The organism is Thalassospiraceae bacterium LMO-SO8 (genome assembly GCA_031655335.1).
Classification (GTDB): domain Bacteria; phylum Pseudomonadota; class Alphaproteobacteria; order Rhodospirillales; family Casp-alpha2; genus UBA1479.
The window spans coordinates 3,048,831-3,073,535 of record CP134226.1 but is presented as its reverse complement, the minus strand read 5'-3'; the positions used below and the strand labels follow the sequence as shown (position 1 = coordinate 3,073,535).

The window sequence follows — 24,705 nt, the reverse complement described above, 5'->3', positions numbered from 1 at the left end:
GGATATGGCCCGAGCGGGGGCCGGGCGGCAAGTCTTTAAAATCACATGGTCCTACGTCAGGTTCACATAAGCTCTGGCAATTATGTTACGTTTGATGCACATATTGCGCCCGGCAGCGGCGCTAAATGACCAAAAATCAGACCTTTAAGGTCAAGTCCGAGAAACACCCATGCGGAACGACACTGGATTTTCCTTTTCCGACATCGTCGCCAAGGCAAACGATGCGGTCATCGTCGCCAAGGCCGCCAATAGCAGATCGGCAAAGCCGAAGATCGTTTACGTGAACGCAGCCTTCTGCCGCCTGTCCGGCTATTCGGAAAAGGAAGCCATGGGCAAGGCGCCGGGATTCATGGATGGTCCCGACACGGCCCCGGAAACCCGGGCGAAGATTGCCGACGCCATCAAGCACGGCCGCCACATGCGCACCCGCCTGCTGCAATACGCCAAGGACGGCACGACTTATTGGGTCGACGTCAACATCATGCCGCTGTTCGGCAGCGACGGAGAGGTCACCCATACCGCCGCGATCCAGCGCGACGTGACGGCCGACGTTCTGCGCGAACAGGAACTGCTGTCCCTTGCGACCACCGACGACCTGACCGGCGCCAGCAACCGCCGCCATTTCATGGAGCGGGCGGAGCTTGAAGTCCATCGCCTTCGCCGCCACCGGGTGCCGTTTTCGGTCGCGCTCCTGGACCTTGATCACTTCAAGAAAGTCAATGACACGCACGGCCATCAGGCCGGCGACGACGTGCTGAAGGAAGCCGTCCGGCGCTGGCAGCAGGGCCGCCGTCCGTTCGACACCCTCGGCCGCCTGGGCGGCGAGGAATTCGCCATCCTGCTGCCCGGCGCCGATGCCGAGGCCGCCATGACCGTGGCCGAACGCCTGCGCGCGGTCATCGCCGACGCGCCGTTCGACACCATCGACGGCCCCATCGACGTCACCGTTTCCATCGGGGTCGCGGAAGCGGAAGATGCCGATCAGACCATCGAAGGCACGCTGGGCCGCGCCGACGCCGCGCTCTATCATTCCAAACATGCCGGGCGGAACCGGGCGACCAAGGCGTCGCCGATACCGACGGCCAAACGCAAGGCCGCAGCCAAGAAGGGCTGATCCGCCCTCCCCCTCGGTTTTCACGATTGAGGAAACGGTCAGGCGGCGCGCTCGTCTCTCAGACGCATGGGCATGCGGGGGCCCATGTTGTAACGCTCGGCGAACCGGGGATCGAGCTTGCGCCCATCCCGCATGTTGAACCAGATGCGCAGCAGGTTTCGTTTGCGCGTGCCGTCGGGCCAATCCTCGAACGCGGCGCGGGAATGCAGGGTCACGTAATTGTTGAGGATCTGAATGTCGCCCGTCTCGAACGTCATGTCGTAGCGGAACCGATCGCTGACACAGAGATCTTGAATGTAGTCGAGTGCATCGCGGGCAAGGTCGGAAATCGGTTCGCCGATGAAGTTCTGGCCTTCGATGATCGCCTTGCGCAAGTAACGGCAGCTCAGCCGTCCGTCGCACCAGCTGTAGACCGGGACCTTGTTGCGGGTCACGGGATGGGTTTCACCGGCTTCGCCTTCGCCGCGCAGATTGAAATGAAAGCCTTCGTACAGCACCGGCAGGTATTCCGGACGGGTCGCCAGGATTTCATTGTAGACCGCCATGCTTGACGCGATCTGGCTTTCCCCCCCGGACATCGAGGGCTGTAGGCAAAGCAGGCTGACCAGGTCCAGGCCGTCGCAATGGAAGTACAGCTTCTGCCGCGTCTTGTAGCCGCGGATCAGGGGGTCGTTGTAATCCAACCCCTTGTCCGTGACCTCGCCGATCACGTCGCCGTCCGGGTTGTGGTGCATGGGCACGCCCATCAGAACCGTGAGTGCCCAGTACATGGCCTCGATCCGGGGGCGGTCGTAGCGCGCGACGTCCAACCCCTTGAGCAGCACGCAACCGCGCCCGTGTTCCAATTCCTCGACCGCCCAATCGGCCAGCGCGGTCAGCACCGGAGCATCGATATCCTCGCGCCCGAACTGAAGCGCCCCCCGGCCCTTGGCCGCAAGGTCGGCCGTCACTTGCTCCAAGGCGGCGAGTTCCTCGGCGTTCAGGCGGCGGGTCCAACCCGCATCGGCCGCAAGTTCGGCGGCGGTCCAGGCGGATTTTTCGGTCACAGGGATCAGGGGCGTTTCGGTCATGGTCGTTCTTATTTCGTATCTAAGGGCGGGCCGGTCAAGTTCGCGGCGGGATCGGTGCTGGCCGGGATCATGGAAATTCGATGATCGAACCGACATGCACCGTTGCGTCAGCGGCAAAATAACCGTTAATTGGGCTCCAATGACAGTGCGAAATTGTATACAGTTTGCGCTCACGGACCACATATCTCGGAGGACATCCCCATGACTTGGCTTGAAGGCAACGGACGCGACAAACGGCCCGCGGGCGAACGGCTGCGCGAACTTTTGGATCGCGACGAAATTCTGCGCGTGCCCGGCGCGCATAACGCCTTCGCCGGCATGATCGCCAAGCAGGCGGGGTTTGAAACACTTTATATCTCGGGCGGCGCCGTCACGGCGTCCCTCGGCCTTCCCGACCTGGGCATCATGACCCTGGACGAAATGTGCAACGTCGTGCGCAGCGTGTCGCGCACCACGGACCTGCCGCTGATCGTCGACGGCGACACGGGCTACGGCGGTGTGCTGAACGCCATGCGCGTGGTCAAGGAACTGGAACTGTCCGGCGCCGGCGCCGTGCATATCGAGGACCAACTGCTGCCCAAGAAATGCGGTCACCTGAACGACAAGCGCCTGGTCGAACCCGAGGAAGCCGCCGCCAAGATCGCCGCCGCCAAGGCCGCGTCGTCGCATCTGGTCATCATCGCGCGCACCGACGCCGCCGGGGTCGAAGGCCTAGACGCCGCCATCAAGCGCGCCAACCTGTACCGCGAGGCCGGTGCCGACGTGACTTTCCCCGACGGCCTGCCGTCGGCCGAGGATCATGTGGAATTCGCCAAGAAGGTTCCGGGCAAGAAAATGGCCAACATGACCGAATACGGCCGCACGCCGTTCTTCACGGGTCAGCAGTTCGAGGACATGGGCTTCGACATCGTGATCTGGCCGGCGACCTCGATCCGCGCCGCCGCCAAGCTGTTCCAGGACCTGTACGGCCATATGCGCGATCACGACGGCACCGAAGGCTTCATGGACAAGGTGATGAGCCGCGCCGAACAGTACGACACCCTCGCCTATTACGATTACGAGGCGCTGGACGCCTCGGTCGCGCGGACGGTTGTGCCCGAATACGGCAAGTAACCGGACGCGCGGGCGGCCCGCCGTCCTTTAAGTTTTTTTCATCCCTGACCGCCCGCAACGCGACAGCGTTGCAGGCGGTTTAACGATGCCTTCCCGTCATTGCCTTATCCGCGTCAGGGAACCGGCGGCCTGCCGCGCCCCGAGATCACGTGCGCGATCAACGCCAGCACGAACAGCACGATGAAGACGAAGAAAAGCAGTCGCGCGATATCGACCGCGGCGGCGGCGATCCCGCCGAAACCGTACGCTCCAGCGGTGTCGCGCGGCCTTTTTTATCCTTGTTTCGCCCCAGGATTCCCCTGCGAAAAGCCCCCCACGTCGCAGTTCGCCACGCCGAAGACGTCTAACAGCCCATCGCCTCGGCAACGCCGATCAGATCCTTGGCGACGATCTCCCAGTCGCTTTCCGCCGTCTGATCGGCCTCCTGGTCGGGGCCGTATTCCTTCCTGGGCAGGAAGGCCGTTTTCATGCCGTGGCCGCGCGCGGCCTCAAGGTCATAGTTGTGACAGGCCGTCAGCATGCAGTTCTCCGGCGTCGCCTTCATGCCCATCAGTTCGATGGCCGTCAGATAAGCGCGCGGGTGCGGCTTATAGACCTGGGCATTTTCCGCCGTCAGAATCGCGTCGAACGGCAGGCCGCCGTGCTTGGCGATGGCCGTCAGCCAGGCGAAGGACCCGTTGGACAAGGTCACCAGGGTGTATTTTTTGGCCAGACGGGTCAGGCCCTCGACCGCGTCGGGCCAGGGGTCGATCTTCAGCCACAGATGCAGAATGTCCCGTTTCTGCGCCTCCGTGAGCCCGTCCAGGCCGAAATCGCCGATCACCTGGTTCATGCGCTCCAGATACATCTCATCGAGATTGAAATAGGGCCGTTCCCCCGAGATCACCGCATCCATGGCCGGACGGTATCCAGCCTTCCAGGCGGCGAGGAAGCCCGGCCAGTCAGCGTCGATCCCCTCGCGCTTGCCGTAATCGGCCAGCAGGCGCAGCAGGCTGGTGCGCCAATCGACGACCGTGCCGAAGACATCGAAAAAGATCACCTTCACGTCGGGGGCGGCCATGGCGGTTTCCTCGTTTTCCTGGGTTTGTGGCGGGCAACGGTTCGGTTAATCTCGCCACAGACGCCCCGCAACCGCAAGCCGCTTTGGATTCCAATCATGCCCCAAGACGTCACCGTCCGCGCACCGACGCGGGAAGATTTCGACGCCTGGTCCCGTCTTTGGGACGGCTACAACGCGTTTTATGAACGCAAGGGTCCGACCGCCGTGCCCGACGAGATCACCCGCCTGACGTGGGACCGCTTCTTCGACGCCTACGAGCCCATGCACTGTCTGGTCGCCGAGCACGACGGCAGGCTGGTCGGTCTGGTCCACTACCTCTACCATCGCAACACGGTCATGCGCGGGCCGGCCTGCTACTTGCAGGACCTGTTCACGGACAGTGATCTGCGCGGCAAGGGCGTCGGCCGGGCCTTGATCGAAGCCGTGTATGAGCGCGCCCGCGCCGCCGGGGCGCCCCGCGTCTACTGGCAGACCCACGAAACCAATACGACCGCCATGAAGCTGTATGACAAGGTCGCAACCAAATCCGGCTTTGTCGTATACCGACACGAGCTTTAGACAATCAGAAACTCCGGGAGAAGCCCCATGATCACCTCGCCGAATGAAACCGTCCTTGTCGACGTCCGGGACGGCGTCTGCCGCGTCACCTTCAACCGGCCACAGGCCCTGAACGCCATCACCATCGACGTGATGAAGGCCTTGAAAGAGATCACCGACCAGTTGCGCGAAAGCAAGGACGTGCGCGTCGTGATCATGCGAGGCCAAGGCGACCACTTCATGGCCGGGGGCGACGTGAAGGCCTTCAAGACCATGCTGGACGAGGAGCCTGACCGCGACAAGACGGCCGAACAGTTCGACGCCCGCCTGTCGCGCGTCCATGCGACCATCGAAAACATGCGCGCCATGCGGCAGCCGATCATCGCCTCGGTCCGGGGGGCGGCCGCGGGTGCGGGGGTCAGCCTGATGCTGGCCTGCGACCTGGCGCTTGTCGCCGACGACGCGTTCTTCACCCTGGCCTACTGCCACATCGGGACCAGCCCCGACGGTGGCTCGACCTACGCCCTGCCGCGCACCGTGGGCTTGAAGAAGGCCATGGAGATCGCGCTGCTGGGCGACCGGTTCACGGCCCAGGACGCGCTCGACTGGGGCATGGTCAACCGGATCGTTCCGGCGGCCGATCTGGAAGGCGAGACGGACAAGCTCGCCGCCCGGCTGGCCCGCGCCGCCGGTCACGCCAACGCGGAGGCCAAGGCGCTGCTCAACGCCTCGTTCCACAGCAGCCTGCACGACCAGCTCGACGCGGAAAAAGCCGCCTTCATCCGCAACACGCGGACCACCGACTTCTACGAAGGTGTCACCGCCTTCACGGAAAAGCGCAAGCCGGGCTTTACCGGCAAGTAGCCATCCGGCCGCGCCCATCCATCGCAACACTACGCATAACTGGAAACGTCACATGATTATCGATTGCCACGGCCACTACACCACCGCCCCCGCCCAGCACGAAGCCTGGCGCAAGGAACAGATCGACGCCAAGGGCGACCTGTCGAAGATGAGCGCCAAGGAGCCCGTCATTTCCGACGACGAGCTGCGCGATAGCGTGGCCAACACGCAGCTGCGCCTGCAACAGGAACGCGGCACGGACCTGACGATCTTCTCCCCCCGCGCCGGCGGCATGGGCCACCACATCGGCAACGAGCAAATGAGCATGCAGTGGTCGCGCATCTGCAACGATCAGATCAAGCGCATCTGCGACATGTTCCCCAACAACTTCGCCCCCGTGGGCCAGTTGCCGCAATCGCCGGGATGTTCGCCGTCCAATTCGATCCCGGAACTGGAACGCCTCGTCAATGACATGGGCTTCATCGGCGTCAACCTGAACCCGGACCCGTCGGGCGGCCATTGGACGGATCCGCCCCTGACCGATCCCTGGTGGTTCGAGCTGTACGCCAAGCTGGAGGAACTTCAGGTTCCGGCGATGATCCACGTCAGCCAATCGTGCAACCCCAACTTCCACTTCACGGGCGCCCACTACATCAACGCCGACACGGCCGCCTTCATGCAGCTTCTGCAATCGGACCTGTTCGAACGGTTCCCGGGCCTGAAGTTGATCATCCCCCACGGCGGGGGCGCCGTGCCCTATCACTGGGGCCGGTACCGGGGCATCGCCATGGGCATGAACCGGCCCGAGCCCAAGGACATGATGGGCGAGAACCTGTACTTCGACACCTGCGTCTATCACCAGCCGGGCATCAACCTGATGGCCGAGGTCGTGCCCGTGGACAACATCCTGTTCGCATCCGAACTGCACGGCGCCGTGCGCTGCAAGGACCCGGACACCGGCGAATGGTTCGACGACACGCGCCGCTACATCGACGCGACCGCCAACCTCACGGCGGAGGAAAAGGAAAAAGTGTTCTATAAGAACGCGCTCAAGGTGTTCTCGCGGCTCAAGCTGCCGACCGCCTGACCCGCCCGCCGAACAAGAAACCATACGGAGAGATATCCATGACCGTCGGATTCCGCATCAAGAAGACCTGGGAGCGCATTTCGCCCGACCTGGTCGATGCCTTCAAACCCCTGCCCGTCGCCAACGTCGGCGACTGCATGTCGCGCATGTTCGCGGGCGGCAATGCGTTGCGCCCCATGCACAAGGACGGCGTGCTGGCCGGCCCCGCCTTCACGGTGCTGACCCGGCCGGGCGACAACCTGATGCTGCACAAGGCGATCGACACCGCAGCCCCCGGCGACGTCATCGTGGTCGACGGCGGCGGTGACCTGACCAATTCCCTGTTCGGCGAAATGATGCTGATGCAGGCGATCAAGCGCGGCGTCGCGGGCCTGGTTCTCAACGGCGCCGTGCGCGACCGGGACGCCTTCCTGGACCACAACCTGCCGGTCTTCGCGGTCGGCGTGTCCCACCGCGGCCCCTACAAGGACGGCCCCGGCGAAATCGGCTTTCCCATCAGCCTTTACGGCATGCGGATCAATCCGGGCGACCTGATCCTGGGCGATTGCGACGGCGTGCTCTGCGTGCCCAAGGAAGAGGCCGAGACGGTTCTCGCCGCCTCGCGGCAGAAGAAGGCCGCCGAGGACAAGCAGATGGCCGCCATCGCCGACGGCACCATCGACCGCAACTGGGTCGACAAGGCCCTCAAAGACAAGGGCTGCGAATTCGTCGACTGAACCCCGGCCATATCCCGCCCGAACCGTTCTTCGTTGCGAGACAAACCCTGACGCCCGCCATTAAGATGGCCGGCAATGGAGGGCGCCTGCGCCTTCCCGCAACGCAACCCGACCTTTAGGGAGAGACTTCAAGAATGTCCAAGGGAACACTGGCGGGAAAGACCGCCGTCATCACCGGATCGTCACGCAACATCGGCAAGGCCACGGCCCTGGCGCTTGCCGCCGACGGCGCCAACATCGTCGTCAACGGCGTCCAGGATCAGGCCGCCGCCGACGCGGTGGTCAAGGAAATCGAGGCCATGGGCGGCAAGGCCGTCGCCAAGCTGGCCGACGTGGCGACCAAGGCCGGCGCCGACGCCCTGGTGCAGGCCGGCGTCGACGCCTTCGGCGGGGTCGACATCATGGTCGTCAACGCCTCGACCCGCGGCCAGAAGGCGTTTCTGGAAATGGATCACGCGGATTTCCGCCGCGTCGTCGACACCACCATCGACAGCGCCTTTCACCTTTGTCAGGCGGCGATCCCGCACATGGTGAAAGCCGGATGGGGCCGGGTCATCACCCTGGGCGGCGTCAGCTGGTACATCGGCATGCCCAACCGCATCCACAACCTGACCGGCAAGTCGGCCATCGTCGGCTTCACCCACGGCATCGCCTCGGAATTCGCGACCCAGGGCATCACGGCCAACTGTGTGTCGCCGGGGGCGACGGAAACCGTGCGCCCGGCCTCGGCCGGGGCCGGTAATCCGCGCAATGCCATGAACATCCCCATGGGCCGTCAGGGCGATGTGAAGGAAATGGCGGCGACCGTGCGCTTCCTGTGCCAGCCCGACGCGGCCTACATCACCGGACAGACCATTCACGTCAACGGCGGCTTGTTCTACGGCAGCTGACGCCCAAGGACAGCGGCGGGACGTTCAGCGGTTCTGGATGTCCCGCCACTGGTCCAGCGTGCGCCGGGCCTGATCGACGATGGGATAATCGATGAAGTAGCCGTCCATCTGGATGGAAGCGAGCCCCCGTGCCTCGGCTTCCTCGAAGGCGGCGACGACCTTCTCGGCGAAAGAGACCTGATCCGGGGTCGGCGTGAATACGCCGTTCACGGGGCCGATCTGGTCCGGATGGATGCAGAGCTTGCCCTGGTAGCCCATGTCGCGGACTTTTTCCGCCGAACGGACCAAGCCGTCCGTATCCTTGATATGGATCCATACGGAATCGACGGGCGACTCCAACCCCTCGGCACGGGAGGCCAGGGCGATTTCGGCCCGGGCGTGGTCGATTTCCGTTTCCGCCAGGGTCCAGCGCATGGACATATCCTTGGTGTAATCGCCCGCGCCGAAGCTGAGTCGGCGCACGCGGGTCGCCGCCGCCGCGATGGCGCGCACGTTGGCGACGCCCTTTCCGGTCTCGATAATCGGCAGCAGGTCGATGGCGCCGACCTCCATGCCCTTGTCCCGTTCGATGTTCGCCAAAATCCAATCGACGGCGATAACCTGGGCAGCGTCCTCGACCTTGGGCAGGATCAGTCCCGTCAGCCAAGGCCCGGTCACGGCCAGGATGTCGTTAAAGCAGAATTCCGTATCCCAGGCGTTGACCCGCACGTATCCACGCTTTCCGGGGTTCTGTTTCAGCGTCTCGACGACCAGGGCACGGGTCGCCGGTTTCTCGGCGACGGCGACGGCGTCTTCCAGATCCAGAATGACGGCGTCGCAATCGAGGGTGAACGCCTTTTCGGCCCGGCGTGCGTGGTTGCCGGGAGCAAACAAGTAGGTACGGTGAACGGCCATGAGTGAGATGTTCCGTGGTGGTGGATGGAAAAGGATGGAGGAGAGGCCGCCGGTCAGGATTGCGGCCTGTCGGCCAAGTCCGGCTGATCTTGTTTTATGTCGTCAGCTTCGTAACAACTGTGGGGGTTCTGGTCGAAACCCCGGTGATGGCGGAAATGTAGCCCTGAATGTCCGCCGCCGTGCCCGACGCCGAAGCGTCGTCGTCGCCGGCCAGGGCGGACAGCGGCGCTGTCACCAGCAGCAGGCTCAACAACAAAGCAGCGAAACGGGACATGGCACCCTCCTTGCGGATTGCCCGGGGATGATACGCTTCCGGGGCGATTCTGTCACCACGCCGGTGGCGTCCAGGTGGTGTCCTGGTCGAGCGGAAACACCGGACGGCACAGTTGCCCCCAGGTGAAATTGGTGAACACGGGCGACGTCAGGCCCGGGCAATCGACCTCGTAGACGTTTTCCGGCGGAAAGAATTCGTCGAACCCGGCGCGGAAATGGCCACGTGATTTGACGATGACCGTGCGCACTTGGGCGATGTCGACACCGAACATTTCCAGCATGGCAGGGTCGGCGCATTGCTTGCGGTGCGTGGCCACGGCGACACGGATGCCGCCGATCTCCAGCAAGGCCGCCGGACCTACGGAAAGGGACCGGCCGCGCAGGATACCGCGGCGCCCGACGAAGGCGCCGTCGGTCAGTTTCAGGACCTTGGCTTTGACTTCAAAGGCCTGTTCGAAATCCGTCCGGGGCGCCCGGTTGAAGCGGGCCGTGATCTCCGCCCCCTCGCCCGCCGCGTGGGCGTCGGCCGCCACCCCCCCGTCGATGACGACCCCCATGACCACGCCTTCGGCCCCGGCCTCGACCAGGCCCTTCAGCAGGTAGATCGTGCTGCCCGTGCCGCCGCCGCCGGGGTTGTCGGCGACATCGGCCAGAATTTGGGCCGGCCGTTTGGCGTCCCGGCCGTTCGCCACCGCCATGGCCACGGCATCCGCCAGCGGTGTCAGGGATTTTTGATAACGTTCATGATCGGCCCAAAGCCGGCGCGCGAGGTCGCCCGCGAGTTTGCGCGCGGGCGCGATATCGTTCCGCGCCGTGACGATCACCGACATGCCGCATTTGGGGCTGTCCGAATAGATGAACCCGGCGGCGACGGAAACGTTGAGGATCGCGCCGTTCGATTTAGCCTGGGCTTCCTGCCCGGCGTTGATGATGTCGGCATAGGGGCCGGTCGCCGTCAACAACACCACCGAGGGGGCGGCGATCGGCACCTTCACGAAGGCGGTCTGCGGGCGCATGCCCTGGAACATTTCATCCATGGTCCGGGCGGCCTCCGCCGCGCGCTCACGCTGGTCGACGTGCGGGTTGGTCAGATAGGCGATCAGCACGTCCGCATGGTCGGCCATGGCCTGGGACACGTTGGTGTGCAGGTCGAGGGTCGCAATCACCGGCACTTCCGGCCCGACGATGTTCCGCACGCGGCCATACAGCAGCCCGTCCGGGTCGGTTTCATGTTCCGCCCGCATGGCACCGTGGCTGACGATATAAACCCCGTCGAGGGGACCTGCCGCCTTCAGACGTGTCTCGACCTCGGCAACGAACCAGTCAAAGAACCCCCTCTCCACCGGGCCGCCCGGCTCAGCGTCGCCGACCAGGATCGGCACCATTTCCCAGGCGTCGGGATGCAGTTTCTCCATCTGTTGGCAGAAGGCATTGACCTCCAAGGGCAGGCGCGGATTGGGGGCCGCCAACTCGGCCAGGATATCCGCGCCGGCAATCAGGCAACGCCGTTCGTAATCGGCTCGCGTGGTCACCGGAGCAAAGGCGTTGCTTTCAAGAAGGAAACCGAGGATGGCGATACGTTTGGTCATGGTCTGTGGTCCTTATGCGGCGGCCCCAATGGAAAGGGCGGCCGAAGCCGCCCTTTCCGTTAACGTAGGTACGTTCCTACCCCTTAGCGCGAACGCATTTTCGGGTCCAGAACATCGCGTACGGAATCCCCGAACAGGTTGAATCCGAACACGCTGAGGGAAATCGCGATACCGGGATAGACGGCAACCCAGGGCGCACCCTCGAAGAACTCGGACGCGTTGCTGAGCATCAGGCCCCAAGCCGGGGTCGGATCCTGCACGCCCAGCCCCAGGAACGACAGGGAGGCTTCCAGCAAGATCGCCTGACCGAGGAACGTGGTCAGCATGATCAGGTAGGGCGCCATGACGTTCGGCACCATGTGCCGCAGGATGATACGAGCATCACTGAAGCCCAGCGCACGGGCCGCATCCACATAGGGAATTTCGCGGATGGCCAAGGCATTGGACCGCACCACGCGCGCGCATTGCGGCACGAATGGCAGGATGATCGCGATCATCACGTTCTCGATCCCCGGCCCGAGAGTGGCGACGACCGCCAGGGCCAGAATGATCAGCGGGAACGCCATGAACACGTCCAGAATACGCTGAAGGATCAGATCGAACAGGCCGCCGAAATAGGCACTGGCAACCCCAAGGACAAGCCCGCCCGTCGCACCCACGATGGCGCAAACAAAGCCGACCAGAAGAGCCGTACGCGACCCGTAGATGAGCCGGGTCAGGATGTCGCGGCCGAATTCATCCGTGCCGAGCAGGTATTCGGCGCTCGGCGCCGCCAGCATGGCGTCGAAATGTTCCTGGAGGGGATCATTCGGCGCGACGACTTCGGCCAGGATCGCAGCAGCGATCATCACGAAGACAATCGCCAGACCGAACACGCCGAGGGGTTGCTTGCGGCACAGTTCAAGCATCACCTGCGACCACGGCTTTTTCGGCGCGACTTCCTCGAACTGGGCTTCGGTTTGTATTTCAGAAACGGTAACCATCGTTATATCCCGTCACGAGTAGCGAATGCGCGGGTCGAGCCACGCATAGGCCAAGTCGGTAATAAGGTTGGTGATGACGAACACGATGACGACGAGCATCACCAGGTTCTGGGTCATCGTGAAGTCATGGTGTTCGACGCCGTCGACCATCAGGTTGCCCAGACCGTTCAGGTTGAACACCTGTTCGGTCACGACCAACCCGCCCATCAGGAACGCGAACTCGAGCGCCAGAATGGTAACCACCGGCAACAACGCGTTTTTCAGCGCGTGGCGGTTGATGACGATCTTTTCCACCATCCCTTTGGCCCGTGCGGTGCGGACGTAGTCCTCGCGCAGAACCTCAAGCATGGCTGAACGCGTCATGCGGGCGGCGACGGCGGAATAACGGTAGCCGGTCGCAACGGCGGGCCACATCAACTGGGACAGATTGTGTGCAGGGTCTTCCCAGATCGACTTGAACATGATTGGAGGCATCCAAGGTTCGCCGAACCAGGCCTGGCTGAACACAAGAAGCCCGAGAATAATCATCAGGCCGAGCCAGAATGAGGGAATGGCGATACCGGCGATGGCAAATCCGCGCACGAAGTAATCGATGAGCGTGTTCTGCTTCACGGCCGAGATGATGCCCAGCGGAATGGCGATAATCGTGGCGACGATGGTCGCCATGACAGCCAACTGCAGGGACAATTCGAAGCGGATGGCGATTTCATGGGTAACCGGCTGGCCCGTCCACATGGAGGTGCCAAGATCAAAGATGAAATAGCCCCAGACGAAATCGAAGAACTGAACGATCTGCGGTTTGTCCAGCCCCAGGCCTTCGCGGCAGATGTCGATCTGCTCCTGGGCCACCGTGGCGCCGGTGCCAAGCAGGCGCACCTCACAGATGTCGCCGGGCGCCAAGCGCAGCAAAAAGAAAACCAGAACCGCGGCCCCGAGCAGGGTCGGAATCATCGCGATCAGACGCTTAAGGATATACTTACCCATGTCTTCCTCTATCGGGGTTGATCGCCCGCCGCCGATCCGGCGGCGGGCGATCCCCGGTTTTTGTTAAGGCTGCGTCAGGCGCAACTCTACTTGTCGAGCCAGACCTGATCGAGGCTCTGGTTCAGGTAGTGCGACGGCGCGATCTTCCAGCCCTTCACATAGGAACGGTGCGGGTTGATCTTGTACCACCACAGGGTGACACCCATGTGCGCCTGGTCGGACAGAGCCCGCTTTTCCATGACGCGCATCAGCTCACGCTGTTTGGCTTCTTCCGGCGCCTGCAGCATCTGCTCGTAGACTTCTTCGAGCTGCTGGTCCTGGCCCTTCATGTTGGCGTAGTTGTTGCCGGCAGACCCGATGAACTTGGAAACGTCGACAAGCGGGTTAACGACCGACTGACAGTTGAAGTCCAGCGACACGTCGAAGTTCTTCGTGTTGCGGAGTTCATTGTAGAAGGTCTTGGTCGGCTCGACCCGCTGGGTCACTTCCAGACCGATCTGACGCCACTGGCCGATCAGCCAGGTGCCGACGATCTTGTACGGCTGGTCGGTGCCGCGGTTCATCAGCTCGAACTTGAGGTCCGACTTGCCGGCTTCGGCAAGCAGCTTCTTGGCCTTTTCACGAGCGGCCTTCAGGTCCGTGCCGTAGCCGTTCAGGGGAACCAGTTCAGCCTTGGTGGCCGACAGGGGGTGCCCCGGGAAGCCGATGCCGCCGACGGTCTTGACGATGGCGATACGGCTCAGGTGCTGGGAGCCGCCCCACCGATCAACGGCGAGGGTCAGAGCCTGACGGACGCGCGGGTCCTGCATGATCGGACGACCATGGTTCGGCGTGTAAAGAAGCACGCAGTTCCAGTCGCTTTCCTGGACCGTGATGTCCTTGCCCAGCGCCGCGACCAGATCGTCGCGCTGTTTCGGCGGGAAACCACGGAATTCGATGGCCGCACGGTCGCCACGGATGGCCTGAACGCGGATGGCCATTTTGCGCGAGATCAGCGCCCGGAACCCATCCAGGTAGGGCTTGCCCTTCATGTGGAAATCGTCGAACCGCACGCCATCGACGTGCGAACCCGCGACGGCTTCCTTGAACTTGAAGGCGCCGGTGCCGTTCACGTTCTTTTCATGCCAGTCGTAGCCGTGTTCCTTGAGGTCCTTGGCGGAATAGATCGGGCTCATGGGGTTGGCCAGAACCGGCAAGAACGAGCCGGTCGCGAATTTCAGCTTGAAGACGACGGTTTCATCGTCCGGCGCGGTAACGCTGTCGAGCATCTTGAAGAAGGCCTTGCGCACCGACGCGACACCTTCCGGCGGGAAGGCGATCTTATTGTAGGTGGCAACCACGTCGTGGGCGGTCATGACCTGACCGTCGTGGAACTTGACGCCCTTCTTGATCTTGAAGGTGTAGGTTTTGCCGCCATCGGTCGGCTTCGGCACTTCGCCGACACAAATGTCGCACTGGAAGTCCGTCGGCGACTGCGGGTTTTCCGGGTTGACCCGAATCAGCAGGCTGTAGAACGGCCGGATCGGGTGAACCGCCGCGAAGGTCGATTCCTTGTGCAGATCGTAGGACGGTGCTTCGGCAGCGACGATGTAAGAGAGGGTCCCCCCCTTCTTAGGCGTCTCTGCCTTTGCCGGTCCGGTCGCACCCATGGCGAGCCCAGTGCCCACCGCGAGCGCCAACGCGAAACGTGCGTATTTACTCATGTGAAGTCTCCTTACCCATTTATGGTTCGAGGAATGTTCGATCACTCCCCACTCTTTTGTGTCCTCCCTGAAAAGGGGGAGATCACACCTCCGTGCAGGCCACCCAATGGCCAGGTCGCACTTCTCTGAAGTCTGGAATATTTTGGCTACACGAGTCCACAGCTAAAGGACAGCGGGGGTGAAAAACGCAGCCCGACGGAGGGTTAATCGGGCTGGGGATTTCTCCCTTGATGATCGTGTGCGCGCGGGTCTTTTCCAGGTCCGGATCGGGGATCGGCACCGCAGCCAGTAGCGCCTGCGAATAGGGATGCAGGGGATGGTCGAACAGTTCGTCGCAGTCGGCCAGTTCCACCATATGGCCCAGGTACATGACAGCGACCCGGTGGCAGATGTGACGAACAACGGAGAGGTCATGGCTGATGAACAGATAGGTCAGCTTGAACTCGTCGCGCAGCTCTTCCAAAAGGTTGATCACCTGCGCCTGAATCGACACGTCGAGCGCCGAAACGGCTTCGTCGCAGATGATGAATTCCGGCTCCATCGCAAGCGCACGGGCGATGCCCACGCGCTGACGCTGACCGCCCGACATTTCGTGGGGATAACGGTCGGCGAAATCCGGATGCAGGCCGCAACGTCCCAGAAGATAGCCGATGCGCTCGCGGCGCTTGGCCTCATCGGGAATGATGCCGTGAACCTTCAGCGGCTCGCCGATGATCTCGCCGATCTTCATGCGCGGGTTCAACGAACTGTACGGATCCTGGAAAATCACCTGGATCTTCTTACGGACGTCGATCAGGTCTTTGTTGTTGAGCTGACAGATATCCTTGCCGTCGTAGATGATTTCGCCGGCCGTCGGATCCTCGAGACGCAGAATGCAACGCCCCGTGGTCGTCTTGCCGCAGCCGGATTCACCGACGAGACCCAGGGTCTCGCCCTTGCGGATGTAGAAGTCGACGCCGTCGACCGCCTTCACGTCGGCCACCTTGCGCGGAACGATGATGCCTTCCGTGATCGGGAAGTGCATCTTCAGGTTCTTCACCGTAATCAGGACCTCATCGGAAACCTGACCGCGGAACTGAGAGCCGTAATCCGCGCCGGCCTGTGTCTGGGCTTCATTCATAGTTCGATCTCCGCCAAACTTTCTTTAGACCGGAAACATGCGCTGAAGTGCTTGTCACCCATTTCCTCAAGCGGCGGGTACGATTCCTTGCACTTGTCGATGGCGAACTTGCAGCGCGGCCGGAACGAACAACCGCCGTCCAGGCGGGTGAGATCCGGCGGCTGCCCATCGACGGGATCAAGCTTGGCCTGGCGCGGACGGTCCATGCGCGGCACGGACTTGAGCAGCGCAAGGGTGTAGGGATGACGCGGGCGATGATAGATGTCCGACGCATTGCCCGTTTCGACGATGCGCCCCGCATACATGACGTTGACCCGGTCCGCATAGCGCGCAACCACACCCAGGTTATGGGTGATGATGATCATCGCCACGTTCATTTCGCGGGTCAGGTTCTTCATCAGTTCCAGAATCTGCGCCTGAATGGTCACGTCGAGAGCCGTCGTCGGCTCATCGGCGATGATCAACTTCGGCTCACACGCCAGCGACATGGCGATCATGACGCGTTGACGCATGCCGCCCGACAGATGGTGCGGATACTGCTCGATACGACGGCGCGGTTCGTTGATGCCGACCAGTTCCAGAAGCTTGACCGCGCGTTCCTTGGCTTCCGCCTCGGACATCTTCAAATGCGCCATCATGGGCTCGGTCAACTGCAAGCCGATCGACAGAACCGGGTTCAGCGACGTCATCGGCTCTTGGAAGATCATGGAAATGTCGCGGCCGCGGATTTCCCGAATCTCGTCCTCGGTGCAGAACGCCAGGTTCTTACCTTGGAAACGGATTTCACCACCGACGATTTCGCCGGGCGGCTTCGGGATCAAACGCAGAATGCTGAGCGCGGTAACGGACTTGCCCGAACCGGACTCACCCACAACGGCGACGGTTTCACCGGCGTTGACGTCGTATGACACGCCGTCAACAGCTTTAACGGTTCCCCCAGACGTAAAGAAATGCGTCTGGAGATTATCAATCTCGAGGAGTGCCCCCACAGAATGTTTCCTTCCCACTGTTTTTGATGCGGGAGTTTCTTATTTTTCTCCCTGGGTTAGGGGGGAAACCTAGAAGCCCCCCATGCCGTTGTCAACGGGTTCACAACTCAATTTTGGCTTTTCACACGAAGATTTCCCAAGGCTGTTTTTTGACCGAACCAAAAAATTTGCCTTGCCCCGCAACCGTTCTGGTATATGCCCCCTCATCAGGAATGTATACAAAGTGACACTTTCAACACCCGAGGGAGACCATCCAAAATGGCCAATTCAACGAAAATGCATGACATGGGCATGAAATACCGGCGCGAGGTGCTGGGCGATGCCTATGTGGATAAATCCATGGGCGGCGCCGATGATTTCAATCGCGGCTTCCAGGAATTCGTGACCGAATACTGCTGGGGCGGCAGCTGGGGCCGAGGAATCCTGTCCAAGCGCGACCGCTCGATTCTCAACCTCGGCATGCTGGCCGCCCTGAACCGCCCGCATGAATTCAAGCTGCATTTCCGGGGCGCCATCACCAACGGCCTGAGCGTTGCCGATCTTCGTGAAATCTGCACCCAGGTCGCCGTCTATTGCGGCATTCCCGCCGGCATCGAGGCCTTCCGCCTGGCCCGCGAGGTGTTCAACGAACAGGGCATCGACATCTCCAAGATCGACGTCAAAACCGACCTGGAGGATTGACGCATGGCTGAACAACGCACCTACGGTTTCATCGGCCTGGGCCAAATGGGCGGCCCCATGGCCGACAACATCGCCAAGGCCGGCCTGCCGGTCCACGTCTACGACGCCGCCGGCACCAAGGACCGGGCCCATGAAAAGGCCGTCGCCCATGACAGCCTGGCCGGCGTTCTGGCCAACGCGGACACGGTATTCCTGTCCCTGCCCGACGGCCCCATCTGCACGTCGGTCGCCAAGGAAATCGTCCAGGTCAACGACCGCAAGACCTCGGTCGTGATCGACCTGTCGACCATCGGCTTGGCCGCCGCCCAGGACATCGACAAGATCTTCACCGACGCCGAGATCACCTATATCGACGCGCCCGTGTCGGGCGGCCGCAAGGGTGCGATCGCCGGCACCATCGCGATCATGGGCTCGGGCCCGAAGGACGTGTTCGACGCCCATTTGGATGTGTTCAAGGCCTTCGCCAAGAACCCCTTCCATGTCGGCGAGAAGCCCGGCCAGGGCCAGGTCGTGAAGATGCTCAACAACTTTCTGTCGGCCACGGCGACGACGGCGACCACCGAAGCGGTCCTGTTCGGCCTGTCCCAGGGGGTCGAGATGAAGGCGATTCTCGACGTGGTCAACGTGTCCACGGGCATGAACACGGCCAGCCTCGACAAGTTCCCCAATCAGATCATGACGGAGAACTTCAACGCCGGCTTCTTCACCAAGCTGCTGGCCAAGGACGTCCGTCTGTTCCGGGAAAACTCGGACAAGGCCGGCACGCCCAACGCCATCGCCACGCTGGTCTCGAAAATTTTCGACGGCTGCGAGAAGGACATGCCGGGCTCCGACTTCACCGTCGTCTACAAGTACATCCGCGACGGCGGCGAGAAGAAGATCGGCTGACGCCCTTCCCGACTTCACGGCAAAAGCAGAAAGGCCGGCCCTTCGGGGCCGGCCTTTTGTCGTTTCAGGTCATTTCCGCAGGGACCGTCAGTACCCCTCGTCCAGCAGCGGGAAGGCCGAGAACTGGTGCGGCGGATAGGCCGGGTATTCCTTGTGCACGTACTCAGGCCCCAGTTCGTCCCAGCCGGTGACCCCGGACAGCATGAGGGCGATCTGCACCTCGCGTTCCAGGATGTCCAGCATGCGCACCAGGGCGTCCTCGCCGCCGGCGGCCAGCGCCAGGGCCTGCAAGCGGCCGAGGCCGACCATGTCCGCCCCCAAGGCCATTGCCTTGACCACGTCCGTGCCGCGCGTGAAGCCGCCGTCGACCCAGACCTTGGCCTTGCCGGCCACGGCGTCCACACACTCCGGCAGCACGTCGAGCGAGCCGCGCCCGTGATCGAGTTGCCGCCCGCCGTGGTTGGACACATAGACCACGTCGACACCGTGTTCGACCGCCAGCCTGGAATCCTCGGCCGTGGCGATGCCCTTCAGGATGAACGGGATCTTGCAGATCTTCTTGATGCGGTCGACGTCGGACCAGTCGAACTTGGCCTGATGGGTTTCGCCCACGGCGGCTTGACGACCGGCGGTGACGAAGCGTTTGGACAGGTCGCGCTCACGCCGCGAATAGGCGTCCAGGTCGATGGTCACGGCGAAGGCCTTGTAGCCCAGGTCCTGGGCCTGGCGGACCTTGTCGTCGACCCAGTCGTGGTCGCCGCGCACATACAGCTGAAACACGCGGCAGGCATCCGGCGCCGCCTTGGCGACCTCGTCCATGCCGGGCTCGCATACGCTCGACAGCATATGCGCGCAGCCGAACCGTCCCGCGGCCTTGGCCGCCGTGGCGCCGCCGCCGGCCGCGATCTGCTGCAACGACCCGATGGGCGCCAGGCACACCGGCAGCTTGAGCCGCATGCCGAACACGTCCTTGCCCGCGTCCATTTTCGACACGTCGCGCATCACGCGCGGGCGCAGGGCGTAGGTTTCGATGGCCATGCGGTTGCGCTTGACCGTGGTTTCGGTCTCGGCCCCGCCGAACACGTAGTCGAAGATGTTCTTGTTCAGGTTCTTTTTCGCTGCCTTGGCGAATTCATGCATCACCTGGAATTTTTCGATGACGGCGTCCGGCAGTTCTTTCGATTGGTCAGTCATGCAGTTTCTTCTCCGACACGATGACGCCGTCCTTGTCGGCGTACAGATATTCTCCGGGGCGGATCACGATGCCGCCGAAATTCAGGTCCACGTCGCGCAGGCCGATGCCGTCGACGCGCGGACGCATGGGCGTCGCGGCGATGGCCTTGACCCCCAGGTCCAGGTCGACGAACTCGTGCTGGTCGCGGATACAGCCGTTGTAGACGAGACCTTCCCAGCCGTACTGCTCCGCCTCGGCGGCGATGTTGCCGCCGGTCAGCGCGCGGCGGCGGGACGCCCGGCCGTCGACCACCAGCACCCGGCCCTTGCCGCCCTCGGCCAGAATTTCGCGGATGCCCTTGTTGTCCTCGAAGGTGGAAAAGGTCGTGATTTGGCCGTGAAAATGGCTGCGCTTGGCGAAATCGATGAACGTCAACTGACAGACGCGGACGTCCGGGTGGTCGTCGCACAGGTCCGCCGTATAAAGCGGCTTGTCGCTCATGTTTGGGAGTCCTCCGGGTGGAATGATGTTCTTGTTGCTTGTGTTATGGCGCGCATATTGGGAAATTGTACACAATCTGTCACCCACTAATGGGCGGCGCCCAACGAAATTCTCAACCGACATCCCAAGGGAGGATCCCCCGACATGGCCTCGAAATTCGCCATCATCGTCACCATCAAATGCAAACCCGGCAAGGGCAAGGACTTCATGCCGATCATCATGGAGAACGCCGTCGCCGCCATGCGGGACGAACCCAACTGCCACGAATTCCGCGTCATGACCGCCAAGGACGACCCGGACACCTTCTTCTTCTATGAAGTCTACACCAACGAGGCGGCGCTGGATTCCCACCGCCAGGAACCCCATTACCTGAAATTCCGCGACGCCGGCGCCGACCTGATCGCCGACCGCCACATCGAAATGACGACCGTCCACATCTAGAACGCTCCTGCGCGGGGGCGCTGCGGTTGACCCGGATCAATGCCGCCTTGCTTTTGTCCGGCTAGATTTCTCATGCATTGCGCGGACGGTGACGTCCGCGAGCTATGAGGCGGGAGGCCGGACACTTATGAAAAAGACCGTTACCTGGATCGTCGTCGCCGACCATCAACAGGCGCGCGCCTATGCCCACGACGGGCCGGGGCGCGGCATTCGCGCCGCCGACGGTTTCGTTTTTGACACCCATCTCGACCGCAGCCACGACATCATGACCGACCGCCCCGGCCGCAAGCCGGGGACCGGCGGCAGCCAACGATCCGTCGGCGCGCGCAGCGACCCTCACCGTGAGGCTGGCCGGCAATTCATGCAGAATGTCGCCAACGCGATCGCGGACGCGTCGCACGCCAAGGCGTTCAGCCGCCTGATCGTGGTCGCGCCGCCACGGGCGCTGGGCGAATTGCGCACGGCCCTGCCGGACAACGTGCGCGCCAAGGTCATCGCGGAAATCAACGAGGATCTGACGAAAGCGTCGCAGGCGGATTTGGCCGACCGTCTCGGGGACGTGCTGGCCGTATGATGCGCGATCAAGCGTACTTGCGCCGCCGCGGCCCGGTCTTCACCAGAATATAGATCACCACGGTGCCGGCGGCGACGCAGCCCGCCGTGACCAGCCAGCCGCTGGTGAACCCCCCGAAGTGGTCGACGGCATAGCCGAACACCGCCGGGGCCAGGGTCGCGCAGCCGTGCGTCCACAGCATGTTGTAGCCGACGGCGGAACCGGCCAGGTGCGGATCGACCATTTCCACCTGGATCGCCTGCGCCACCGGCGCGAAGGATGCGATGGTCAGGCCCAGGCAGAGTGCGAGACCGAACCCCATCACCATGCCCCAGGATTCCGTCACCAGGGGCATCATCGCCAGGAACCCGATGGCCGCCGTGCAGATCACCATCATGGTGACGATGCGCCGGCCGCCGAAGGCCTTGTCGGAAACGGCGCCCCAACCCATGCGGCCGACGGCGCTCGACGCCTGGGCCACGGCCATGGCCGTGGACACCGTCTGCTGTCCCATGCGCGCGGCTTCCGCCAGGAACAGGGTCAGAAAGCCGAAGAAATTGGTCTGCCCCATGTTGATGACGCCGCCGCCGATGGCGAAGGCGTTGACCCGCCCGTCCTTGACCACGGCGGCGATGTTCTTGCCGGCCCCGGCGCCCCGGGTCGACACCGGCACCAGGGTCAGGCAGGCCAGGCCGTTCGCGGCGATGATCCCGGCCACGCCCAGCATCAAAACCTGCCAGTCCGTCGTCGCGGCGAGAAACCCGCAGGCGGCGCCGACCAGCCCGCCGATCGGCACGCCGACCTGCTTGATGCCCATGGCCGCGCCCCGGCGATGGGCTGGAAACCATTCGAACACGCCCTTCGCGGTCGAGGGGTTCAGCATCGAATAACCGACCCCCATGAAGGCGGCGGCGATCATGCAGACGTCGAAGGTTGCCGCCTGGCTGATGAGGACCGCCGCCAGCGCCATGATCGCGTGGCCGATGACGAGGGCCCAGCCCACGCCCAGGCGGTCGGTGACGCCGCCCGCCGGCACGGACCAGACCGCCTGTCCCCCGTAATAGCAGGACACGAAAATCCCGAACTGAGTCGCCGACAACCCGAAGGCGGCCGAGATCACCGGCGCCATGGACAGGATCGCGACGCTGTTGGACGTGCCCACCGCATGCGCGCCGACCAGAATGGGCAGGCGCGTCTTCCAGGGGTTCTTGCCGCTCGTATCGGGCGGCGGCGGCGGCGGCGCGCCGGTCAGGTCTGTGGTGTCGGGCATGGGCGGGCGGGAATTCCCAGGGTCAGACGGCGGGGGGACGGGTGCAAAGCAGGTCGTAAGGATAAGGCTCCTTGATGTGTCCTGCCTGGACGAAAACGTCCTGGGCCACGGCAAGGGAAGGCTCCGTGATCTCGACCCGTGGCGCCCAGTTGCCGAGCCCCTGATAGGCGGCGATGCATTCGGCCAGGACCGAGGCATGGGTTTCGGGGAAGAATTCCGCGACCTTGCCGGCGATCTCGTCGGCCGAAACCTGGTTGATCCAGGCCCGCGTCTTTGTGTAGGCGCGTGTGAAGGCCTTGGCCGCGTCCGTCGCCAGCCATTCCGGCATGGCCGCAAGGGACGAGAACGCACAAGGCCCGATGGGCCGGCCGACCTCGGCCACCACATAGCCCGCGCCGTCGTATTCCATGTTCTGCGGCGCCGGTCCCTGCAAGTGAACGTAGGCGCCTGTGCCGGCGCGGAAGGCCTTTTCCATGTCGGCCCCGCCGCCCGCGTCGATGACGTTCAGCTTGTCGAAATCGATGCCCGCCTTCATGCAGGCATATTTGAACATGGCCATGGGTTGCAGCCCGTGATCGACCAGCACGTCCGCGCCCTCAAGCCGCGCCCATTGGAATTCGGGATCGGCGTGGCGGCCGGCGATGAAGAAGCCGTCCAGTTCATTGATCTGGGCGAAATGGCGGGCCGCCGGCCGGTCGCCCCGGGCCAGTTGGATCAGACTGACACCGACCGCCGACTGGGCGACGTCGACCGTGCCGTCGGCCAAATTCTGCAACGCCGCGTCGTTGTTCGCCGCCTTGGACCAGTCGTATTCCAACCCCTCGTCCGTCAGGAAGCCCCCGGCCATGGTCGCGATCAGCGGCGTGTAGAACGCCGAAAAGCGCGAGAACTGGATGTTGATCTTGGTCATCTGGGCGTTCCTTTTGCTGGGTGATCAGGGCAGCGGCGCGCCGTCCATGTCGGCGTGGTCCAAACCCAGATGGCGCAGGATCGTCGGCGCCAGATCGACCGTGCTGGTCGGATCGCCGCTTTCCGTGCCGCCTGCATAGAGCGGCCCCCGCGCCATGGCGAAGGGGCTTTGTTCATAGGCACCCAGGCCGCCGTGCTGGCCGCAGCCCTGGTTGTTGGAAATCTTCAGCGTGCCCTGGAAGGCGACGGAGCCGCCCTTGACCCCGAATTCGTTCGCCGCGTCGGTCGTATTGCCGGTCACGGCGATGCGCGGCACGCCCTCGCCCACGGGCATGCCCAGCTTCGCCAGATCCGCGCCGTGGACGACGCCGCCGACCGCCGGATGGCCCATCAGGAAATTGACGATGGCCCCTTCCCGGTCCATGGCCTCGGGCGCCAGATAGATCGTCACGGAGGTACCCTGAGGGGCGATGGCGACCTCGCGGCTGTCCGGTCCGTCCTTCAGGCCCGCCGCGACCAGCACCTCGTCCAGGTCGACGATCTCGGTCGTCGTCTCGTGACCGTGGTCGGAGCCCACCAGAAGCAGGATGTTTTCCCCCGTCGGATCCATCTCCTCGATGCGGTCGGCGATGCGTCCGGCATTGGCGTCGGCGGCGGCGATGACCGCCAGATGTTCGGGCGATCCCAGTTTCACCGCGTGCTGGGTATGGTCCGGTTCGCACTGCCAGATCAGGGCGTATTCCGGCCCGCCGGGGACCAGTACCTCGTCGAGGAAACGGTCGGTCAGGACCGTGTCGCCGGCCGCCGTATGCTCGATCCCCAACGGATCCAGCACCGCGCGGCCGGGGCCTTGCGAGAACGAACGATGATAAATGTAACCGTGGCCGTCCGGGTCGTGGAACATGGCCGCCCCCGGCGACACGTTGGAATAGACCACCGCCCGGCCGCCGGCGCCGGTCACCCGTTCGGCCAGGGTCGGCATGGTCAGGGTCCGCCCCCGCGCCTTTTCCAGACGGTCGCGGAACCCGGGGGGGCCGACGCTCAAGACCTCGAACCGGCCGTCCTCTTCCAGGGCCATGGCGTTGCCTTCCAGGCCGTGACGGGCCGGATAGCAGCCGGTGGCGAGGGACGCCGCGTTGGTCCGCGTGGTCGAGGGAAAGACGCTGCGGTGATTGGCGAAGCTGCGGAACCGTTCCTTCAGCCGCCACAGGTTGGGGGTCCAGTCGGGGGTGATCATGTCGGCCCGCAGGCCGTCGCAGATCACGACAACCGCGCGTTTTGTTGTGGTCATGTGGGTGTGTCTTTCCTGCTTGGTCCGTATTC

General features: G+C 63.3%; 26 protein-coding genes and 1 pseudogene. 11 read left to right on the top strand and 16 right to left on the bottom strand.

The window, feature by feature from the left end; all coding sequences use genetic code 11:
• Nucleotides 1-169 precede the first annotated feature (169 nt).
• A complete protein-coding gene (locus RJ527_14740; protein WND75280.1) occupies nt 170-1,114 on the top strand; it encodes a diguanylate cyclase in 945 nt (314 codons plus the stop codon).
• A gap of 38 nt (nt 1,115-1,152) precedes the next feature.
• Here the strand turns inward: RJ527_14740 and RJ527_14735 are convergent, their stop codons facing one another.
• Nucleotides 1,153-2,184 carry a TauD/TfdA family dioxygenase gene (locus RJ527_14735; protein ID WND75279.1) on the bottom strand — a complete coding sequence of 344 codons (1,032 nt, stop codon included), beginning with the start codon at nt 2,182-2,184 and terminating at the stop codon, nt 1,153-1,155.
• A gap of 201 nt (nt 2,185-2,385) precedes the next feature.
• On the opposite strand from RJ527_14735, the gene prpB reads away from it, so the two are divergent.
• Nucleotides 2,386-3,297: a methylisocitrate lyase gene (gene prpB / locus RJ527_14730; GenBank protein ID WND75278.1), complete on the top strand. Its 912-nt coding sequence runs from the start codon at nt 2,386-2,388 to the stop codon at nt 3,295-3,297.
• Nucleotides 3,298-3,410: 113 nt separating this feature from the next.
• On the opposite strand, the pseudogene RJ527_14725 reads toward prpB, so the two are convergent.
• Nucleotides 3,411-3,542 (bottom strand): annotated as a pseudogene (locus RJ527_14725) (DUF1328 family protein).
• Nucleotides 3,543-3,640: 98 nt separating this feature from the next.
• The gene (locus RJ527_14720) at nt 3,641-4,357 is read right to left on the bottom strand and encodes a haloacid dehalogenase type II (GenBank protein ID WND75277.1); all 717 of its coding nucleotides are present in this window, start codon (nt 4,355-4,357) and stop codon (nt 3,641-3,643) included.
• A 96-nt stretch (nt 4,358-4,453) separates the two neighbouring features.
• On the opposite strand from RJ527_14720, the gene RJ527_14715 reads away from it, so the two are divergent.
• The 5 genes from RJ527_14715 to RJ527_14695 all read left to right on the top strand — a co-directional run bounded on the left by RJ527_14715 (nt 4,454) and on the right by RJ527_14695 (nt 8,430).
• Nucleotides 4,454-4,915, top strand: a complete 462-nt coding sequence (locus tag RJ527_14715) for a GNAT family N-acetyltransferase (protein ID WND75276.1) — start codon at nt 4,454-4,456, stop codon at nt 4,913-4,915.
• Nucleotides 4,916-4,942: 27 nt separating this feature from the next.
• Complete coding sequence (locus tag RJ527_14710) at nt 4,943-5,758, top strand: enoyl-CoA hydratase-related protein (protein WND75275.1); 816 nt, start codon at nt 4,943-4,945, stop codon at nt 5,756-5,758.
• 52 nt (nt 5,759-5,810) lie between these two features.
• A complete protein-coding gene (locus RJ527_14705; GenBank protein WND75274.1) occupies nt 5,811-6,824 on the top strand; it encodes an amidohydrolase family protein in 1,014 nt (337 codons plus the stop codon).
• 38 nt (nt 6,825-6,862) lie between these two features.
• On the top strand, nt 6,863-7,540 hold the full coding sequence (locus RJ527_14700) for an RraA family protein (GenBank protein WND75273.1): 678 nt from the start codon (nt 6,863-6,865) through the stop codon (nt 7,538-7,540).
• Nucleotides 7,541-7,674: 134 nt separating this feature from the next.
• Nucleotides 7,675-8,430 carry an SDR family oxidoreductase gene (locus RJ527_14695; GenBank protein WND75272.1) on the top strand — a complete coding sequence of 252 codons (756 nt, stop codon included), beginning with the start codon at nt 7,675-7,677 and terminating at the stop codon, nt 8,428-8,430.
• Nucleotides 8,431-8,454: 24 nt separating this feature from the next.
• On the opposite strand, the gene RJ527_14690 is transcribed toward RJ527_14695, so the two are convergent.
• The 8 genes from RJ527_14690 to RJ527_14655 form a co-directional block, all read right to left on the bottom strand.
• Entirely contained in the window at nt 8,455-9,324 is an 870-nt protein-coding gene (locus RJ527_14690; protein ID WND75271.1) for a CoA ester lyase, read from the bottom strand.
• 94 nt (nt 9,325-9,418) lie between these two features.
• Nucleotides 9,419-9,598, bottom strand: a complete 180-nt coding sequence (locus RJ527_14685; protein WND75270.1) for a hypothetical protein — start codon at nt 9,596-9,598, stop codon at nt 9,419-9,421.
• A 52-nt stretch (nt 9,599-9,650) separates the two neighbouring features.
• Nucleotides 9,651-11,186 carry a M81 family metallopeptidase gene (locus tag RJ527_14680; GenBank protein WND75269.1) on the bottom strand — a complete coding sequence of 512 codons (1,536 nt, stop codon included), beginning with the start codon at nt 11,184-11,186 and terminating at the stop codon, nt 9,651-9,653.
• Between the two features lie 83 nt (nt 11,187-11,269).
• Nucleotides 11,270-12,169 carry an ABC transporter permease gene (locus RJ527_14675; GenBank protein ID WND75268.1) on the bottom strand — a complete coding sequence of 300 codons (900 nt, stop codon included), beginning with the start codon at nt 12,167-12,169 and terminating at the stop codon, nt 11,270-11,272.
• Between the two features lie 12 nt (nt 12,170-12,181).
• On the bottom strand, nt 12,182-13,153 hold the full coding sequence (locus RJ527_14670) for an ABC transporter permease (GenBank protein WND75267.1): 972 nt from the start codon (nt 13,151-13,153) through the stop codon (nt 12,182-12,184).
• 86 nt (nt 13,154-13,239) lie between these two features.
• Nucleotides 13,240-14,856, bottom strand: coding sequence for an ABC transporter substrate-binding protein (locus RJ527_14665; GenBank protein ID WND75266.1), 1,617 nt, complete (start codon nt 14,854-14,856; stop codon nt 13,240-13,242).
• An 82-nt stretch (nt 14,857-14,938) separates the two neighbouring features.
• Entirely contained in the window at nt 14,939-15,976 is a 1,038-nt protein-coding gene (locus tag RJ527_14660) for an ATP-binding cassette domain-containing protein (protein ID WND75265.1), read from the bottom strand.
• Entirely contained in the window at nt 15,973-16,887 is a 915-nt protein-coding gene (locus RJ527_14655; protein WND75264.1) for an ABC transporter ATP-binding protein, read from the bottom strand. Before RJ527_14655 ends, RJ527_14660 begins: the two co-directional genes overlap by 4 nt.
• Nucleotides 16,888-17,223: 336 nt before the next feature.
• On the opposite strand from RJ527_14655, the gene RJ527_14650 reads away from it, so the two are divergent.
• On the top strand, nt 17,224-17,646 hold the full coding sequence (locus tag RJ527_14650) for a carboxymuconolactone decarboxylase family protein (GenBank protein WND75263.1): 423 nt from the start codon (nt 17,224-17,226) through the stop codon (nt 17,644-17,646).
• A gap of 3 nt (nt 17,647-17,649) precedes the next feature.
• Nucleotides 17,650-18,534: an NAD(P)-dependent oxidoreductase gene (locus RJ527_14645; protein ID WND75262.1), complete on the top strand. Its 885-nt coding sequence runs from the start codon at nt 17,650-17,652 to the stop codon at nt 18,532-18,534.
• Nucleotides 18,535-18,621: 87 nt separating this feature from the next.
• On the opposite strand, the gene RJ527_14640 is transcribed toward RJ527_14645, so the two are convergent.
• A complete protein-coding gene (locus tag RJ527_14640; protein WND75261.1) occupies nt 18,622-19,728 on the bottom strand; it encodes an alpha-hydroxy acid oxidase in 1,107 nt (368 codons plus the stop codon).
• Entirely contained in the window at nt 19,721-20,209 is a 489-nt protein-coding gene (rraA, locus tag RJ527_14635) for a ribonuclease E activity regulator RraA (GenBank protein ID WND75260.1), read from the bottom strand. Before rraA ends, RJ527_14640 begins: the two co-directional genes overlap by 8 nt.
• A gap of 144 nt (nt 20,210-20,353) precedes the next feature.
• Between rraA and RJ527_14630 the strand changes: the two genes are divergently transcribed.
• Both RJ527_14630 and RJ527_14625 read left to right on the top strand, forming a co-directional pair.
• Complete coding sequence (locus RJ527_14630; protein WND75259.1) at nt 20,354-20,650, top strand: putative quinol monooxygenase; 297 nt, start codon at nt 20,354-20,356, stop codon at nt 20,648-20,650.
• Nucleotides 20,651-20,777: 127 nt separating this feature from the next.
• Nucleotides 20,778-21,224 carry a host attachment protein gene (locus RJ527_14625; GenBank protein WND75258.1) on the top strand — a complete coding sequence of 149 codons (447 nt, stop codon included), beginning with the start codon at nt 20,778-20,780 and terminating at the stop codon, nt 21,222-21,224.
• A 7-nt stretch (nt 21,225-21,231) separates the two neighbouring features.
• Here the strand turns inward: RJ527_14625 and RJ527_14620 are convergent, their stop codons facing one another.
• From RJ527_14620 to RJ527_14610, 3 genes are read right to left on the bottom strand one after another with little or no spacing between them, the layout of a single operon-like run.
• Nucleotides 21,232-22,473, bottom strand: coding sequence for an MFS transporter (locus tag RJ527_14620; GenBank protein ID WND75257.1), 1,242 nt, complete (start codon nt 22,471-22,473; stop codon nt 21,232-21,234).
• A 22-nt stretch (nt 22,474-22,495) separates the two neighbouring features.
• Nucleotides 22,496-23,383, bottom strand: coding sequence for an ABC transporter substrate-binding protein (locus RJ527_14615; GenBank protein ID WND75256.1), 888 nt, complete (start codon nt 23,381-23,383; stop codon nt 22,496-22,498).
• 24 nt (nt 23,384-23,407) lie between these two features.
• Nucleotides 23,408-24,673, bottom strand: coding sequence for an alkaline phosphatase family protein (locus RJ527_14610; protein WND75255.1), 1,266 nt, complete (start codon nt 24,671-24,673; stop codon nt 23,408-23,410).
• Nucleotides 24,674-24,705 lie beyond the last annotated feature (32 nt).

Excerpts from the sequence above, each read along its gene's own strand:
- RJ527_14710 (WND75275.1), top strand. The coding sequence starts at position 4,943 with ATGATCACCTCGCCGAATGAAACCGTCCTTGTCGACGTCCGGGACGGC.
- RJ527_14630 (WND75259.1), top strand. The coding sequence starts at position 20,354 with ATGGCCTCGAAATTCGCCATCATCGTCACCATCAAATGCAAACCCGGC.
- RJ527_14715 (WND75276.1), top strand. The coding sequence starts at position 4,454 with ATGCCCCAAGACGTCACCGTCCGCGCACCGACGCGGGAAGATTTCGAC.
- RJ527_14650 (WND75263.1), top strand. The coding sequence starts at position 17,224 with ATGGCCAATTCAACGAAAATGCATGACATGGGCATGAAATACCGGCGC.
- RJ527_14735 (WND75279.1), bottom strand. The coding sequence starts at position 2,184 with ATGACCGAAACGCCCCTGATCCCTGTGACCGAAAAATCCGCCTGGACC.
- RJ527_14625 (WND75258.1), top strand. The coding sequence starts at position 20,778 with ATGAAAAAGACCGTTACCTGGATCGTCGTCGCCGACCATCAACAGGCG.
- prpB (WND75278.1), top strand. The coding sequence starts at position 2,386 with ATGACTTGGCTTGAAGGCAACGGACGCGACAAACGGCCCGCGGGCGAA.
- RJ527_14680 (WND75269.1), bottom strand. The coding sequence starts at position 11,186 with ATGACCAAACGTATCGCCATCCTCGGTTTCCTTCTTGAAAGCAACGCC.
- RJ527_14665 (WND75266.1), bottom strand. The coding sequence starts at position 14,856 with ATGAGTAAATACGCACGTTTCGCGTTGGCGCTCGCGGTGGGCACTGGG.
- RJ527_14705 (WND75274.1), top strand. The coding sequence starts at position 5,811 with ATGATTATCGATTGCCACGGCCACTACACCACCGCCCCCGCCCAGCAC.
- RJ527_14640 (WND75261.1), bottom strand. The coding sequence starts at position 19,728 with ATGACTGACCAATCGAAAGAACTGCCGGACGCCGTCATCGAAAAATTC.
- RJ527_14690 (WND75271.1), bottom strand. The coding sequence starts at position 9,324 with ATGGCCGTTCACCGTACCTACTTGTTTGCTCCCGGCAACCACGCACGC.
- RJ527_14645 (WND75262.1), top strand. The coding sequence starts at position 17,650 with ATGGCTGAACAACGCACCTACGGTTTCATCGGCCTGGGCCAAATGGGC.
- RJ527_14610 (WND75255.1), bottom strand. The coding sequence starts at position 24,673 with ATGACCACAACAAAACGCGCGGTTGTCGTGATCTGCGACGGCCTGCGG.
- RJ527_14695 (WND75272.1), top strand. The coding sequence starts at position 7,675 with ATGTCCAAGGGAACACTGGCGGGAAAGACCGCCGTCATCACCGGATCG.
- RJ527_14675 (WND75268.1), bottom strand. The coding sequence starts at position 12,169 with ATGGTTACCGTTTCTGAAATACAAACCGAAGCCCAGTTCGAGGAAGTC.
- rraA (WND75260.1), bottom strand. The coding sequence starts at position 20,209 with ATGAGCGACAAGCCGCTTTATACGGCGGACCTGTGCGACGACCACCCG.
- RJ527_14700 (WND75273.1), top strand. The coding sequence starts at position 6,863 with ATGACCGTCGGATTCCGCATCAAGAAGACCTGGGAGCGCATTTCGCCC.
- RJ527_14685 (WND75270.1), bottom strand. The coding sequence starts at position 9,598 with ATGTCCCGTTTCGCTGCTTTGTTGTTGAGCCTGCTGCTGGTGACAGCG.
- RJ527_14670 (WND75267.1), bottom strand. The coding sequence starts at position 13,153 with ATGGGTAAGTATATCCTTAAGCGTCTGATCGCGATGATTCCGACCCTG.
- RJ527_14720 (WND75277.1), bottom strand. The coding sequence starts at position 4,357 with ATGGCCGCCCCCGACGTGAAGGTGATCTTTTTCGATGTCTTCGGCACG.
- RJ527_14615 (WND75256.1), bottom strand. The coding sequence starts at position 23,383 with ATGACCAAGATCAACATCCAGTTCTCGCGCTTTTCGGCGTTCTACACG.
- RJ527_14660 (WND75265.1), bottom strand. The coding sequence starts at position 15,976 with ATGAATGAAGCCCAGACACAGGCCGGCGCGGATTACGGCTCTCAGTTC.
- RJ527_14620 (WND75257.1), bottom strand. The coding sequence starts at position 22,473 with ATGCCCGACACCACAGACCTGACCGGCGCGCCGCCGCCGCCGCCGCCC.
- RJ527_14740 (WND75280.1), top strand. The coding sequence starts at position 170 with ATGCGGAACGACACTGGATTTTCCTTTTCCGACATCGTCGCCAAGGCA.